General features: G+C 60.3%; 17 protein-coding genes and 2 CRISPR repeat arrays. Of the genes, 14 read left to right on the top strand and 3 right to left on the bottom strand.

The annotated features are described in order from the left end of the window. Positions 1-362 precede the first annotated feature (362 nt). The 12 genes from XANALMUS060_RS15695 (at position 363) to XANALMUS060_RS15750 (ending at position 10,027) form a co-directional block, all read left to right on the top strand. Positions 363-641 (top strand): helix-turn-helix transcriptional regulator, encoded by a 279-nt coding sequence (locus XANALMUS060_RS15695; protein ID WP_045739233.1) that lies wholly within the window; start codon positions 363-365, stop codon positions 639-641. 222 nt (positions 642-863) lie between these two features. Next, positions 864-2,291: a hypothetical protein gene (locus tag XANALMUS060_RS15700; protein WP_045739234.1), complete on the top strand. Its 1,428-nt coding sequence runs from the start codon at positions 864-866 to the stop codon at positions 2,289-2,291. Between the two features lie 13 nt (positions 2,292-2,304). Further along, entirely contained in the window at positions 2,305-3,240 is a 936-nt protein-coding gene (locus tag XANALMUS060_RS15705; protein ID WP_045739235.1) for a hypothetical protein, read from the top strand. A gap of 85 nt (positions 3,241-3,325) precedes the next feature. Continuing rightward, positions 3,326-3,589: a helix-turn-helix domain-containing protein gene (locus tag XANALMUS060_RS15710; protein ID WP_152640541.1), complete on the top strand. Its 264-nt coding sequence runs from the start codon at positions 3,326-3,328 to the stop codon at positions 3,587-3,589. A gap of 118 nt (positions 3,590-3,707) precedes the next feature. Then, complete coding sequence (locus XANALMUS060_RS15715) at positions 3,708-3,983, top strand: hypothetical protein (RefSeq protein ID WP_045739236.1); 276 nt, start codon at positions 3,708-3,710, stop codon at positions 3,981-3,983. A 2-nt stretch (positions 3,984-3,985) separates the two neighbouring features. Next, on the top strand, positions 3,986-4,237 hold the full coding sequence (locus XANALMUS060_RS15720; RefSeq protein ID WP_045739237.1) for a hypothetical protein: 252 nt from the start codon (positions 3,986-3,988) through the stop codon (positions 4,235-4,237). Beyond that, entirely contained in the window at positions 4,234-6,507 is a 2,274-nt protein-coding gene (locus tag XANALMUS060_RS15725; RefSeq protein ID WP_045739238.1) for a phage/plasmid primase, P4 family, read from the top strand. Before XANALMUS060_RS15720 ends, XANALMUS060_RS15725 begins: the two co-directional genes overlap by 4 nt. 24 nt (positions 6,508-6,531) lie before the next feature. Next, a complete protein-coding gene (locus XANALMUS060_RS15730; RefSeq protein ID WP_200894067.1) occupies positions 6,532-7,326 on the top strand; it encodes a phage/plasmid primase, P4 family in 795 nt (264 codons plus the stop codon). Positions 7,327-7,590: 264 nt separating this feature from the next. Further along, entirely contained in the window at positions 7,591-7,932 is a 342-nt protein-coding gene (locus XANALMUS060_RS15735) for a hypothetical protein (protein ID WP_235430549.1), read from the top strand. 4 nt (positions 7,933-7,936) lie between these two features. Then, complete coding sequence (locus XANALMUS060_RS15740) at positions 7,937-8,140, top strand: hypothetical protein (protein WP_045739239.1); 204 nt, start codon at positions 7,937-7,939, stop codon at positions 8,138-8,140. Next, positions 8,133-8,561, top strand: coding sequence for a DUF6362 family protein (locus XANALMUS060_RS15745; protein WP_045739240.1), 429 nt, complete (start codon positions 8,133-8,135; stop codon positions 8,559-8,561). Before XANALMUS060_RS15740 ends, XANALMUS060_RS15745 begins: the two co-directional genes overlap by 8 nt. 209 nt (positions 8,562-8,770) lie before the next feature. Further along, the gene (locus tag XANALMUS060_RS15750) at positions 8,771-10,027 is read left to right on the top strand and encodes a site-specific DNA-methyltransferase (protein ID WP_045739241.1); all 1,257 of its coding nucleotides are present in this window, start codon (positions 8,771-8,773) and stop codon (positions 10,025-10,027) included. Between the two features lie 71 nt (positions 10,028-10,098). Here the strand turns inward: XANALMUS060_RS15750 and XANALMUS060_RS15755 are convergent, their stop codons facing one another. From XANALMUS060_RS15755 to XANALMUS060_RS22250, 3 genes are all read right to left on the bottom strand, one after another. Further along, positions 10,099-10,281, bottom strand: coding sequence for a hypothetical protein (locus XANALMUS060_RS15755; RefSeq protein WP_045739242.1), 183 nt, complete (start codon positions 10,279-10,281; stop codon positions 10,099-10,101). 393 nt (positions 10,282-10,674) lie between these two features. Then, entirely contained in the window at positions 10,675-10,818 is a 144-nt protein-coding gene (locus XANALMUS060_RS22245; protein ID WP_235430551.1) for a hypothetical protein, read from the bottom strand. 288 nt (positions 10,819-11,106) lie between these two features. Then, positions 11,107-11,375: direct repeats of the CRISPR family, unit length 28 nt; unit sequence GTTCACTGCCGTGTAGGCAGCTCAGAAA. Between the two features lie 228 nt (positions 11,376-11,603). Continuing rightward, entirely contained in the window at positions 11,604-11,747 is a 144-nt protein-coding gene (locus XANALMUS060_RS22250) for a hypothetical protein (protein ID WP_235430551.1), read from the bottom strand. Positions 11,748-12,035: 288 nt separating this feature from the next. Further along, a CRISPR array of direct repeats spans positions 12,036-12,363; the repeat unit is 28 nt; unit sequence GTTCACTGCCGTGTAGGCAGCTCAGAAA. Positions 12,364-12,502: 139 nt separating this feature from the next. On the opposite strand from XANALMUS060_RS22250, the gene XANALMUS060_RS15770 reads away from it, so the two are divergent. Both XANALMUS060_RS15770 and XANALMUS060_RS21410 read left to right on the top strand, forming a co-directional pair. Next, a complete protein-coding gene (locus XANALMUS060_RS15770; RefSeq protein ID WP_045739245.1) occupies positions 12,503-12,964 on the top strand; it encodes a phage terminase small subunit P27 family in 462 nt (153 codons plus the stop codon). 55 nt (positions 12,965-13,019) lie between these two features. Next, complete coding sequence (locus tag XANALMUS060_RS21410) at positions 13,020-15,557, top strand: terminase TerL endonuclease subunit (RefSeq protein WP_200894066.1); 2,538 nt, start codon at positions 13,020-13,022, stop codon at positions 15,555-15,557. Positions 15,558-15,568 lie beyond the last annotated feature (11 nt).

Below are 15,568 nucleotides of genomic sequence, written 5' to 3' on the forward strand. Positions count from 1 at the left end.
GCGGATAGGGAGTTGTATGGACGCTCTGGTCGGGCAAAAAGGCAAGTCCACTCTCGGCACTGGGTCGCACTTGCGCAACAAAAGTACGGACGATTGCCGCCGCAAGGATGGTGGTGATCTCCTGGGCACGCGCGCTGGCGCTCAGCGTCACAGCAGGTGCAAGTTCGAGGTGCTTCATGACGGCTCCGGGGAATAGCAACCGTCGAGGATCGTGCGCCTAAACTTCCGAAGTGGATGGCAACACAGGGTAATGGCCGATGGTTCGTCGCCCTCGATGGCGCACCTGTAGAAAATTTAGCAACGGCTCAGGTGAGCGATAGGATCATTGCTGCATTAACCAAAAACGGAATTAGGTTATCGCCATGACATTTGGCGCATTCATCCGCAAGAAGCGCAAGGAAAAAGGCATTCAAATGAATGACCTCGCGCGACAACTTGCGATCTCCCCCGCTTACTGGTCGCGGATCGAACGCGACATTGAAAAGCCGCCCAAGGACGAACTGATCCAGAAGGCAGCGGACATCTTGGACTTGCACTCCGACGACGCCTTCGTGGAAGCCAGCCGTCTTCCGCCCGACATTCGCAACGATGTGGGGAATCTGGTGCGGATGTACCGCAAGCGCAGCAAAAAGGACCAGTAAGTGTCGCCTGCTGCCGATACGCCCAGCCAAGCGCTGGCGCTGATCACCCTGTCCGATGAACCCGACTCCCCCGTGCGGGTGAAGCCAGACGCCCTTCTTCATCAGGAGGCCCGAATGCACTGACGCGGCGCCGCTCTCGCTGCCGACTGCGCGTCGGCATTCTTTGCACTTTGAAATTAACAGTTCGCGCAATCGTGTAATTTTCAGAAATGGAATTTGCCTATGTCAGTAACCTCCTCCAATCATGGACAGCACACCACATCTGCTTCGGAAAACCCGCCTGGCAAGCAGGACCGCAAATGCCAATCGGATGATGCAGGTCCGCTCACCCTGCCGGACATGCAGCACTTCGTCACGTTGTTACGCAAGGTCAAGCATCCGCGCCAGGTCTTGCTGCTGATCGAGCGGGCCGGTGACTGCCCATTGCCCGAGGCGGCGACGCTGGCGGATGCGACCAGCGGACCGTTATCCGTTGCCGGGCGCAAGGCAATGTTCCAGCGGGTCGCAACGCTCGACGCCACGCTCCGGCGTCGCATCGAACACGCCGCCGAGCGCATCATGCTGCTGGACGATGAGTACGGCGCTCAAGCCATCCAGTCGCTGCTCGACGAACACGGCGACGCCGAGGTTCTTGGAATGCCCAGCGACCGCCATAGTCGCGCGCTGTACTTGTACCTGTTGCAGGACTTCCCCCCCGACGGGGCCAAGCCTGATCCACGCTTTGAGCATGCCGAACGCTTGCAGGCGATGCACCGGCAATGGAAGAGCGAGAACTACTCCAGCCACTACCTTGGTCCCAAGGGCGCCGTGCCGCAGATCGGCCCCGATGTTGAGGACGCCTTGCGCAGGCGCATCACCGCGCTGTTCCCGCAGGTACCACCCGACCAAATCCTCATCGAGCAATTCACCCAGCGCGACCTTGCGCCTGCCGCCCCCAGCAGCGGGCAGGATGCAGATGACGCCGACTCCGTCCTCCTGCACACCCTCACCGCCACATTCAATGGCACGACAACCCACTACCAGCAGGTCAAGGACGGCGAGATCCAAGATCATGAAGTGCCCGTTGCGATGTCGGCCTGTTTTTCATGGGAGCCACAGACCGGCGCGCTCAGCGTGCATTGCGAGGACCGTGAAATTCGCCGCGAGTTGGCCACTGTCTTCCGCGATGTTGCACTCGCCTGCAATGACGGCATTGCCGACATCCCCCTGCGCGAATTCGACATCTTTGGCTTCTCCACGCCCGAGATGCTCGCGCGCTTGGAACACGAGCGTGTGGCCGGAGTCGAAAAAATCACGATCCTCCAACTCAAGGTCGAGCACCTGTTCGAGCAGATGACCACCGACGAAGCCAACGAACGCGCCATCGCGCAGCACCTGTCCAGCACCCTGCTCATCGGTCGGGATCGGCGCGATACCCGCACCATCTATCAGGTCGCCAACGACGACTACGGCATCGACGATCTGACCAGGTACACCGTGACACAAGTCAAACTCGTGTTCCGGATGGCCAAACAGCAGCACCGCAAGGCACATAACCTCGCCGTCCAGATCACCGCACCGAACGGTTTGAACGACAAGAGCAAGACCGAGGATGATCGCAAGCGCGTCCTGCAGCAACTTGCGCGCATCGGCGTGCTTCGCGAGGGCTGAAGGGGCGCAAGCGATGTCAGCTTACGTGGAGTTTTTCAACGTCCTGGATCGGCGGCAACGACTTGACGCACCCGTGATGGCCAAGACGCTCGGTCGATCCAGCGCCGATTTTTTGCATCGACGCTGGATCACCGAGAGCGGATACCTCACCCACGTGATGGTGCCGTTCTTGGACTCGCAACAAGAGGTCCAGATCCAAGCCGATCCGGATGCGGCGGTCTACCGGTATCGCAGCCCACAGCAGCGCGGCAGGATGATCACCAGACCCTTGACGGAGATTGCCCTGTACACGTTGCGGTTGGACGTATGGCTCGACGATTTGGCCTGGTTGATCGGGATCGAGGAACGTCAGCGCTCCACCAGCCGTGTCAGCGTGCCCGATCACCTGTGGCATCTTGGCGATGCACGGATCATAGGCACCCACGATTTCGCACCGGTGTTCGTGGCGCGCGCTTTCCAGCGCGCGCCGAAAATCGAGATGGCAACGGCGCTGGCCGATGCCATCTGGCCACGCAGTGGCGTCCTATTGGCTCCACCGCCCTCGCTGACCGCCGTACTACCACGTGACCACGCCATGCGCTCTCTCGACGAGTTCGTTCGCGTGGACGACGGCAGGGACATCTTCGATGCGAGTGCCTTCGACCGCGTCTTGCGTGGTCATCTCGCGTCCGCCGAGGTAACGGAACCGGAGCAGTTCTTACAGGGCCAACGCCTGAAGCTTCCCCACTTCGTGACTTGGCGTGAATTGTCCCGCGAGCGCGCCAAGATCATCAAACACATGTGGGGGACCGACGGCCAGCTCGCTCCCGAGATGTCGTGGGCGCAGGTCAACCGCATCGCCAACACCGGCTACCAGTCCTTCGATGATGCCTTCGGCGGCAAGGCCGAGCGCGAGGACGTGTTCTGGCTGGTCAAGCGCGGCAAATACCGGCTACGGCGCAAACCATAAATCCGACCATAAATCCGACCATACACGAACCATGAATTCGTGTGGAAACTTCGCTGCGCCCATTTCACTCAAGAGGCGCATCGACATGACAACCCGACTTCCCGCCACACAAATCGCTCAACTTTGTGAAAGCAAAGATCCCGGTAGCACCACCCGCATCGCCCTTGACGAGAGCGAACTGGCCGCGCGCTGGGGACTCTCCGTCAAGACCCTGCGCCGCTGGCGCCAGGAACAACTCGGCCCGGTCTTCTGCAAGCTCGGAGCACGCGTCACCTACCTGATCCGCGACGTCGAAGCCTTCGAGCAACGCGTCTCGCGCTACTCGACCTTCGCTCGGGCCTATCCGTGAGCAGGACGGCGATGCGCGATCAGACACCGACATCGCCGCGATGTGCGTTCGCTACCGCACGCACTTTGGACCCTGACACGACGCCCCTTCCCCAGCCCTTCGATTTGGAGCTACACGCATGAACCTGATCACATCGCTGCGCCAGAAGCTGTTTTACGTCTACGGCGAACATCTGCCTGAAGAAATCCACTATCACCGGGCCGACGGGCAACACGTCGTTGTCGCACTCCAAAACGCCACGGTCGACGAGCTGGCCTTCGCCATCCAGACCATCAACACCGAGTCTGTGGCACTGAGCCGCCATCGCACCGCATTGGAAGAACTCCACAACGAGCTACGCAAACGCTGCGCGTGTGGGGCGGACCGCATCGCCGACGTTGCATGGGATGGCTGAACATGACCCACCCCCATCCCGTCGAGAGCATCGAACCCATGGTCGATGCCAAATACGCAGCGGCTGCATTGCGCCTGCCCTACTACTGGTTCTCCGACCAGGCGATGCGTAGCAAATATCGGATTCCGCACTATCTGCTGGGAGGGCTTGTGCGCTACCGCCTCTCGGAACTGTCCGCATGGGCTGCACGCAGCACGCTCGTCCAGCGCGGTGACACGCCGAAGGTTGGTGACGCGACCGAGGGAGCCGAATGATCGACTCCAACAAACATCGCAGCAACATCGAACGCGTCGAGATCCGCACAAGCCTGATCGCACGCCTGGAGTCTGTGTTGACCACCGTGTTTCCCGCCGGCAAGAAGCGCGGCACGAAGTTCTTCATCGGCGACACGCTGGGCAACGCGGGCGACAGTCTCGAAGTTGTCCTGGCAGGAGACAAGGCGGGCCTGTGGATTGATCGTGCCACTGGCGAGGGCGGCGATCTCTTTGATCTGATCGCCGCCCACCTTGGTACCGACGTGCATACCGACTTCCCGAAGGTGCTGGATGAGGCCGCAGATCTGCTCGGCCGCGTCCGTTCGGCCCCAGTGCGCAAGGCCAGCAGGCAAGCGCCCGTGGTCGATCTCGGCCCCGCTACCGGCAAGTGGAACTACCTCGATGCCGACGGTAAGTTGATCGCCATCGTCTACCGCTACGACCCGCACGGGCGCAAGAAGCAATACAGGCCGTGGGATGCCAAGCGCGGCAAGATGACACCACCCGACCCTCGCCCCCTGTACAACCAACCGGGGTTGGTGACGGCCAGCCAGGTCGTGCTGGTCGAAGGCGAAAAGTGCGCGCAAGCCTTGATCGGCATCGGCGTTGTGGCGACCACCGCCATGAACGGTGCCAACGCCCCGATCAACAAGACCGACTGGTCGCCATTGACGGGTAAGTCTGTGCTGATCTGGCCTGACCGCGATCCCCCAGGGTGGGACTATGCCAACCGCGCCTCGCAGGCGATTCTGGGCGCGGGCGCGACCACGGTTGCCATTCTGGTCCCACCTGATGACAAGCCGGAAGGCTGGGACGCGGCCGATGCCATCTCCGAGGGATTCGACGTTGGCGGCTTCCTCGCCGCTGGCGAACGGATACCGGTGACGCAACCTGTCGAAGAATCCTCCTCACCTGAGCTGTTGAGTGGTCTGGACTGGACGACCGAGGACGGGTTGGCTTCGGCCTTCACTCGCCGCTATGGCCAGGACTGGCGCTACTGCGCGCTGTGGGGCAAATGGCTGGTCTGGACGGGCGCGCGCTGGAATCCCGATCAGGTGCTGTACGTTTGGCATCTTGCGCGCGGCATCTGCCGGATGGCCTCGCTCAAGGCTGACCACCCCAGGCTCACGAGCAAGCTCGCCAGTTCGGCGACGATTTCCTCGGTCGAGAAGATCGCACGCTCGGACCCCCAACATGCCTCGACCGCCGAAGAGTGGGACGCCAACGTCTGGGCGCTCAACACGCCAGGCGGGGTGGTCGATCTGCGCACGGGCACGATGCGGGCGCACCGTCGCGATGACAGGATGACCAAGGTGACCACCGCCACGCCGCAGAGCACGACGGACACGCGCTGTCCGATCTGGCGCGCGTTCCTCGCCGACATCACAGGGGGGGACACCGAGTTGATCGCCTACCTGCAAATGATGGTCGGCTACTGCCTGACAGGCGTCACCAGCGAACACGCGCTGTTTTTCCTGTACGGCACGGGCGCAAACGGCAAGTCGGTGTTCGTCAATGTGCTGACGACAATCCTGGGCGACTACGCGGCCAACGCGCCGATGGAGACGTTCATGGAGGCACGCACGGACCGGCATCCGACCGATCTTGCCGGCCTGCGTGGTGCACGTTTCGTCTGCAGCATCGAAACCGAGCAGGGACGGCGCTGGAACGAATCGAAGGTCAAAGCCATCACCGGTGGCGACAAGGTCTCGGCGCGCTTCATGCGCCAGGACTTCTTCGAGTACGTGCCGCAATTCAAGTTGGTGATCGCAGGCAATCACAAGCCCTCGATTCGCAACGTGGACGAGGCAATGAAGCGACGACTGCACCTGATCCCGTTCACCGTCACCATCCCACCCGAACGGCGCGATGGTCGCCTCACGGAGAAGCTGCTCAAAGAGCGCGATGGAATTCTGGCCTGGGCCGTGGAAGGCTGCGGTCTCTGGCAACACCAGGGTTTGAAGCCAGCCGCTTGCGTGGCTTCGGCGACCGATGAGTATTTCGAGGCCGAGGACGCACTCGGTCAATGGATCGAGGAGCGCTGCCTGCTGGACAAGACCTACCGCAAGGGCGTCTCCGAACTCTTCGCAGACTGGCGCGAATGGGCAGAGCGTGCAGGCGAATACGTTGGCTCGGTCAAACGCTTCTCCGAGCTGATGGCGACGCGCAAGTTCGACAAGTGCCGGTTGACCGGAGGCGCACGCGGCATGGCTGGCATCACCCTCAGACCCAAGCCGCACAACCATCACACCCCCTATCGCGATGACTGAAACAACAGGGCGAGTGACGGATGCCTGTACGGCACGGGCGCAAACGGCAAGTCGGTGTTCGTCAATGTGCTGACGACAATCCTGGGCGACTACGCGGCCAACGCGCCGATGGAGACGTTCATGGAGGCACGCACGGACCGGCATCCGACCGATCTTGCCGGCCTGCGTGGTGCACGTTTCGTCTGCAGCATCGAAACCGAGCAGGGACGGCGCTGGAACGAATCGAAGGTCAAAGCCATCACCGGTGGCGACAAGGTCTCGGCGCGCTTCATGCGCCAGGACTTCTTCGAGTACGTGCCGCAATTCAAGTTGGTGATCGCAGGCAATCACAAGCCCTCGATTCGCAACGTGGACGAGGCAATGAAGCGACGACTGCACCTGATCCCGTTCACCGTCACCATCCCACCCGAACGGCGCGATGGTCGCCTCACGGAGAAGCTGCTCAAAGAGCGCGATGGAATTCTGGCCTGGGCCGTGGAAGGCTGCGGTCTCTGGCAACACCAGGGTTTGAAGCCAGCCGCTTGCGTGGCTTCGGCGACCGATGAGTATTTCGAGGCCGAGGACGCACTCGGTCAATGGATCGAGGAGCGCTGCCTGCTGGACAAGACCTACCGCAAGGGCGTCTCCGAACTCTTCGCAGACTGGCGCGAATGGGCAGAGCGTGCAGGCGAATACGTTGGCTCGGTCAAACGCTTCTCCGAGCTGATGGCGACGCGCAAGTTCGACAAGTGCCGGTTGACCGGAGGCGCACGCGGCATGGCTGGCATCACCCTCAGACCCAAGCCGCACAACCATCACACCCCCTATCGCGATGACTGAAACAACAGGGCGAGTGACGGATGTGACTGACGGGTTTTCTGATTAATGCGCTACACGTGCGCGCGCACATAAGAGAAGTTATACAGAAAACCCGTCGCATCCGTCACTCGCCCCCTCCCGACTTGGAGCACTTGACGATGAACACGACGATCCTGACCCTGGACCTAGGCACTCACACCGGGTGGGCACTGCAGCACCTAGCTAGACGGCACCATCAACAGCGGCACCGAACATTTCACCCCGCAGCGATTCGAAGGCGGCGGCATGCGCTTCCTGCGCTTCAAGCGCTGGCTCAACGAAGTGCTCTCCACCTGCAATCACATCCACACCGTGTACTTCGAGGAGGTGCGCCGACATGCCGGCGTCGATGCAGCCCACGCCTATGGTGGCTTCATGGGGCATCTGACCGCATGGTGCGAGCACCACCAGATCCCCTATCAGGGCGTACCGGTCGGCACGATCAAGAAGCACGCCACCGGCAAGGGCAACGCAAGCAAAGACGACATGATCGCCTCCGCTCGGCGACGCGGTCATACCCCCATCGATGACAACCAAGCCGATGCACTGGCCCTGCTGCACTGGGCCATCGAGACACAGGGAGTGTGACGTCATGAAAATCCCGACCCCGACCTACCGCAGCCCGCTTGGACGTTTCCAGGCAGAGCGCGTGGATGTGGAGACGATCAAACGGCAAGGATGGCGCGACCAAGCCATCTTGGTCATCAACGCGCAGGATGAGCGGCTGGATTTCATCGAGCGCGAAATCGTGCGACGCATCGGCGAGCGTTTGTATGGGAGCAAGCGCCATGGTTAAACGGCATGCTCCGTGGACGATCCAAGAGATTGCGCATCGCTTCGAAGAGGCTGCATCGACTGGGCGTCGACTGCCTTGCGTTCGGACACCCGGTTACTTCAACGCCTGGCCCCACATCCTGCGGCAGCAGTGGGAGGCATTCGCCACAGAGGATCGACCCTATCGCCCCTTTCCACCTAGCCCGCAGGATATCGACCGCATGCTCGAGACGATGCGATGGGTACTGTGGCTGGAAGTGGAACAACGTCACCTGGTATGGATGCGCGCCAAACGCTACGGCTGGCGGGACATCACGACTCGCTTCGCCTGTGATCGCACCACGGCATGGCGACGTTGGCACAAGGCACTGGAGATCGTCGCCGAACAACTCAACCGCGACGGCCTGTGGTTGCTTTCCAAAAACCTGGGCAACCCAAGGTAATGCTTGCGCCGATTGTCCACGCTTTGCCATGCGTGTCTGTTTTGACGTCATCGCGGCGTGCAACACAACAGGCCGGTCGGGGGTAGTATTTCCGCTATCTTCTGGACAGACCTGTCAGCCACTCCACTCGGCATGGCGACAGGACTGGCCAACACTATCAACCCGCCCATGAGGACGACTCATGGCGGGTTTTTTATTTTCAGGTCCCGATGAGCGCACTGCAGATCCACTACCGCCCGGTCGATTCGCTGATTCCCTATGCCCGCAATGCCAAGCAGCACTCGAAGGCCCAGGTGGCGCAAATCGCCGCCAGCATTCGCGAATTCGGCTGGGGTGCGCCGATCCTGATCGATGGCCAGAACAATGTGATCGCCGGACACGGTCGTCTGCTGGCGGCACGTCAGCTGGACATGGTCGAGGTGCCGGTCGTCCCGTTGGATCACCTGAGCGACACGCAACGCCGCGCGCTGATCCTGGCCGACAACAAGATCGGCGAGAACGCCGCCTGGGATGACAACCTGCTCGGCATCGAATTGTCCGAATTGCAAGACGCAGGCTTCGATCTCGGCCTGACCGGCTTCTCCCCAGAGGAATGGGAAGCACTGATCACCGGTGAGGACGCCGCCAAGGATGGGCTCACCGACGAGGACAATGTGCCGGAAGTGCAGCAAACCCCCATCTCTCAAGCAGGCGACGTGTGGCTGCTGGGCGACCACAGACTGCTGTGCGGCGACGCTACCAAGGCGGACGACTACACACGACTACTCGGTAACGAATTGGCCGACATGACCTTCACCGACCCACCCTACAACGTGAAATACGCCAGCACGGCGACTAATAGGATGCGTAGCAATGGTCGCCCGATCCTAAACGACAACCTGGGCAAAGACTTTGGCAGATTCCTTGATGAAATATGCATAAACATCCTGAGCTGCACCAAGGGGGCGATCTACATCGCCATGAGTTGCAGGGAACTCGATACGCTGCAGTCGGCTTTCCGTGCCGCTGGCGGTCTCTGGTCGACCTTCATCATCTGGGCAAAGGACATCTTTACAATGAGTCAATCTGACTACCAGCGCCAGTACGAGCCCATCTTGTACGGCTGGCGCAATGGCAACAAGCACTTTTGGTGCGGCGCACGCGATCAGGGTGACGTCTGGCAGATCAAGAAGCCACAAAAGAACGATCTGCATCCGAACATGAAGCCTGTCGAATTGGTCGAGCGCGCCGTGCGCAACAGCAGCAAGACCAAGGACATCGTGCTCGATCCATTCGGCGGCTCCGGCTCCACGCTCATTGCCTGCGAGAAGTCCGGCAGGCGCGCACGCGTGATCGAACTTGATCCGAAGTATGTCGACGTGATCGTGCGACGCTGGCAGGACTACACCGGACAAGCCGCAATACGCGCCAGCGATGGTGTGAAATTCGGTTCAACGCTTGAGGCCGAGCAGCCAGGGACAGCGTAAATCCCACTGCCAACGGCGCGAGTGCGCGGTTGGACTTGTTCGATGATGGCCTTTATCGCCTGGGCGCTGATTCACTCATCTTCCGATATGCACAACGACTTGTAACCCTCGGCGCTAACTAACCAGCCGTCACCGATGCCCGTGATCAGTTTGAGATCCCTGAGTTCCTCAATTACCTGCTCGGGCGAATCGCATCTGATGTTGCCGGGAAAGCAAATGATCTTGCCCTCGGTGTACTGATGGGCGTGAGCCATGGGTTGGTGTGAGCTGGGCGGTCATTTGAATCGTCCTAGACGTGTTGGTTGGTGGTCGCATGAACGCTCCCATCACGTCAGAAGCCAAGTGGTTTTTGCACATTTTTTGCTTCTTTCCCGAACAGGCCATCAATGCCACGTAAAGCCCCCACGCCCTGCCGCCACCCTGGTTGCGGCAAGCTGGTTTCGGATGGTTCTGGTTACTGCGCCGACCATCAACGTGACAAGGTGGGATGGCACAAAGACCGGCGTAATGCACATCAACGTGGCTACGGCGCGAAGTGGCAGAAACTTCGCGCCGTCGTCATGCAGCGCGATCAAGGACTGTGCCAGCCATGCAAACAGTCAGGACGCTTGACGCCAGCTGTGGCGGTGGATCACATCGTCCCAAAGTCACTCGGCGGCACCGATCATCCAAACAACTGTCAGGCGATCTGTCATCGCTGTCACGTACTCAAGACGGCGCAGGAGTGGCGTCAGGGACGCGAAGATGCTGGATGAAGACAATCTGGACAGATGCACAATGACAACGGTCATGGCATGCTCGATTCACTGCCGTGTAGGCCGCTCAGAGAACTGTCTGCACTCGCATTTAGCCATGGCGCTATTATCTGGGAGCCAATGTTGGCAATAGGAAGAGGGGTTCTACATGAAAGCTATTTTGCTAGCGGCAGCACTGATGGCTGCTATCGCCCCAGCGTTTGCGGATGTTCACGTGCGCGGCTATCACCGTTCGAACGGCACATATGTAAGGTCGCACCATAGAAGCTCCCCCAGCCATAACCACACCAGCCACTCCCACCGGAGTCGATAATTCTGAGGATTGTTAACTGCCGTGCAGGCAGCTCAGAAACGGAAGCCGCAGCGGAGCGCAGAGCTGGCCGCGTTCACTGCCGTGTAGGCAGCTCAGAAATCGATGATCTGCTCGGGGGCGAATTCAGCGGGGTTCACTGCCGTGTAGGCAGCTCAGAAATTGACGGGCGCATCGACCGGTGCGCGCAAGACGTTCACTGCCGTGTAGGCAGCTCAGAAAACAGTGGCATCCGCATCCTGGAACTCGTCGTCGTTCACTGCCGTGTAGGCAGCTCAGAAATTTCAGCTTCGCCCTAGGCAGCGGTCACGGGGGTGGTTACTGCGCCGACCATCAACGTGACAAGGTGGGATGGCACAAAGACCGGCGTAATGCACATCAACGTGGCTACGGCGCGAAGTGGCAGAAACTTCGCGCCGTCGTCATGCAGCGCGATCAAGGACTGTGCCAGCCATGCAAACAGTCAGGACGCTTGACGCCAGCTGTGGCGGTGGATCACATCGTCCCAAAGTCACTCGGCGGCACCGATCATCCAAACAACTGTCAGGCGATCTGTCATCGCTGTCACGTACTCAAGACGGCGCAGGAGTGGCGTCAGGGACGCGAAGATGCTGGATGAAGACAATCTGGACAGATGCACAATGACAACGGTCATGGCATGCTCGATTCACTGCCGTGTAGGCCGCTCAGAGAACTGTCTGCACTCGCATTTAGCCATGGCGCTATTATCTGGGAGCCAATGTTGGCAATAGGAAGAGGGGTTCTACATGAAAGCTATTTTGCTAGCGGCAGCACTGATGGCTGCTATCGCCCCAGCGTTTGCGGATGTTCACGTGCGCGGCTATCACCGTTCGAACGGCACATATGTAAGGTCGCACCATAGAAGCTCCCCCAGCCATAACCACACCAGCCACTCCCACCGGAGTCGATAATTCTGAGGATTGTTAACTGCCGTGCAGGCAGCTCAGAAACGGAAGCCGCAGCGGAGCGCAGAGCTGGCCGCGTTCACTGCCGTGTAGGCAGCTCAGAAATCGATGATCTGCTCGGGGGCGAATTCAGCGGGGTTCACTGCCGTGTAGGCAGCTCAGAAATTGACGGGCGCATCGACCGGTGCGCGCAAGACGTTCACTGCCGTGTAGGCAGCTCAGAAAACAGTGGCATCCGCATCCTGGAACTCGTCGTCGTTCACTGCCGTGTAGGCAGCTCAGAAATTTCAGCTTCGCCCTAGGCAGCGGTCACGGGGGTTCACTGCCGCATAGGCAGCTCAAGCAATGCTCGGGGCATCAACCGGACCCGATGCTGGGTAGGGGGGTCAAATCCTTGCGATGCAATCGCAAAAGACCGCTCGCCCCATCAATTTTTCGCGCGTGCAAAATGAAACAGGGGGGGGGCCCCCTGCAAGGAATCAATATGGCCGGACGAAAGCGTCTTCCAACCACCGTCAAGCAGATCAAAGGCACGCTACAAAAGTGCCGCACCAATCTAGGCGAACCCAAGCCACAAGGTGATCTGACAGAGCCACCCGACTATATGAGCGAGGGAGCGAAGTCAGCCTGGCGCTACGCACTGGAATGCGCACCACCGCATCTGCTCAAGCGTCTGGACATGTCGGTGCTGGAAGTGTGGGCCTGCGCCGCTGATCTGTATCGCAAGGCACAGACCGGCATCAACAAGAGCGGATTGCTATTGAAGGCGCCTAACACCGGCGTGCCGATGCAGTCACCGTATCTGTCCATCGCCAACAAGCAGGCGCAGATCATGACCAAGGCGGCAACCGAGATGGGTTTTACGCCGGCATCCCGCTCGCGTGTCAGCCTGCCCATGGAGACCGCTGAAGACGCCCTGGACCCTTGGGCGGACATCGTCGGGTAGGCACGCGATAGCAACCTCCCATTACGCCAGGATCGCCTATCGCTATGCCGAAGCCGTGGTCGCCGGCGACATCCTGGCCTGCCGCTGGGTGCAACGTGCCTGCCAACGCCAACTGGACGACCTGGCGCGCTACACCGGCAAAGCCAGTCCCTACCGATTCAATCCGAAGCTGAAGGACAACAAGCAGGGTCGCACCTTTTTGCCGGCCGACAACCTGTGCGCCTTCATCGAGCGGCTGCCGCACGTCAAAGGTCCACTGGCTGGCGCATCGATCCAGCTGGAACCGTGGCAGGTGTTCATCCTCTCCACCGTATTCGGTTGGGTGCGGCCCGATGGCAAGCGACGGTTTCGTCGCTCCTACATCGAGGTGCCGCGCGGCAATGCCAAATCCACGCTGTCCTCGGCGGTGAGCCTGTACATGCTCACCGCCGATGGCGAGGGCGGTGCCGAGGTGTACAGCCTGGCCACCACGCGCGACCAAGCGCGCATCGTGTTCGGCGATGCACAAACCATGGCGCGACGCAGCGCTGGGTTCCGCAGTCGCTTCGCGGTGAACGTTGGCGCACACAACATGCATGTGCTGGGCAGCGGCTCCAAGTTCGAAGCGTTGTCAGCCGAGGGCTCGACGCTGGATGGACTCAACATCCACTTCGGCTGCATCGACGAACTGCATGCCCACAAGACGCGCACGGTCTACGACGTCGTCGAAACCGGCATGGGTAAACGTGACAACTCGCTGCTGTGGGTGATCACCACCGCCGGCAGCAACCGCGCTGGCATCTGCTATGAGGTGAGGACCTTCGTTACCAAGCTGCTCGATGGTGTGATCCAGGACGATACCCAGTTCGGGATCATCTACGGTCTGGATGAGGGCGATAGCTGGGACACCGAGCAGGCGCTGATCAAGGCCAATCCGAACTGGGGCATCTCGGTGCGTCCAGAGGTGCTGGGACCACTGCAGGCCAAGGCCATGCAACTGCCCAGCGCCATCAACAACTTCAAGACCAAGCACCTCAACGAATGGGTCAACGCCCATACCGCGTGGATGGACATGCGCGCCTGGGATGCATGCGCTGACTCCACTCTGGATCTGGATGACTTTGATGGACACCCCTGTTGGATCGGCCTGGATCTGGCCAGCAAGACAGATATCGCCGCGCTCATGGTGGTGTTCCAACACCCGCAAATCGCCGATGCCTACGCGGTCTTCGGCAAGTATTACCTGCCCGAGGACACGGTCCAGGCCGCCGGCAACAGCCAATATCCCGGCTGGATGCGTAGCGGGCGGCTGACGGTCACCGTGGGCAATGTGATCGATTTTAGTTGGATCGAGGCGGACCTGACTCAGATGGCCTCGCGTTTGTTCGGCGATGCACAAACCATGGCGCGACGCAGCGCTGGGTTCCGCAGTCGCTTCGCGGTGAACGTTGGCGCACACAACATGCATGTGCTGGGCAGCGGCTCCAAGTTCGAAGCGTTGTCAGCCGAGGGCTCGACGCTGGATGGACTCAACATCCACTTCGGCTGCATCGACGAACTGCATGCCCACAAGACGCGCACGGTCTACGACGTCGTCGAAACCGGCATGGGTAAACGTGACAACTCGCTGCTGTGGGTGATCACCACCGCCGGCAGCAACCGCGCTGGCATCTGCTATGAGGTGAGGACCTTCGTTACCAAGCTGCTCGATGGTGTGATCCAGGACGATACCCAGTTCGGGATCATCTACGGTCTGGATGAGGGCGATAGCTGGGACACCGAGCAGGCGCTGATCAAGGCCAATCCGAACTGGGGCATCTCGGTGCGTCCAGAGGTGCTGGGACCACTGCAGGCCAAGGCCATGCAACTGCCCAGCGCCATCAACAACTTCAAGACCAAGCACCTCAACGAATGGGTCAACGCCCATACCGCGTGGATGGACATGCGCGCCTGGGATGCATGCGCTGACTCCACTCTGGATCTGGATGACTTTGATGGACACCCCTGTTGGATCGGCCTGGATCTGGCCAGCAAGACAGATATCGCCGCGCTCATGGTGGTGTTCCAACACCCGCAAATCGCCGATGCCTACGCGGTCTTCGGCAAGTATTACCTGCCCGAGGACACGGTCCAGGCCGCCGGCAACAGCCAATATCCCGGCTGGATGCGTAGCGGGCGGCTGACGGTCACCGTGGGCAATGTGATCGATTTTAGTTGGATCGAGGCGGACCTGACTCAGATGGCCTCGCGTTTTGAAATTCAGGCCGTGGCCTTCGATCCTTTCCAAGCCACGCAGTTGTCCACGCGAATGCTGGCTGAAGGTCTGCCGATGATCGAAGTGCGCCCAACGGTACTCAATTTTTCAGAGCCGATGAAAACCCTGGAAGCACTGGTGCTGCAGAAAAAACTCGTTCATGACGGCGACCCGGTGCTGGCGTGGATGGCCAGCAATGTCGTCGCGCACCTGGACGCGAAGGACAACACCTATCCACGTAAGGAGCGTCCAGAGAACAAGATCGATGGCATCGTCGCACTGATCATGGCGTTCTCACGCGCGATCAAGCCTGGCGACGGCATCGTCATCGACAGCAGTTACCAATTGATGGTGTTGTGATGGGACGCCTT

It is taken from the genome of Xanthomonas sp. MUS 060 (genome assembly GCF_000963215.1).
In the GTDB taxonomy this organism is placed as follows: Bacteria; Pseudomonadota; Gammaproteobacteria; order Xanthomonadales; family Xanthomonadaceae; genus Xanthomonas_A.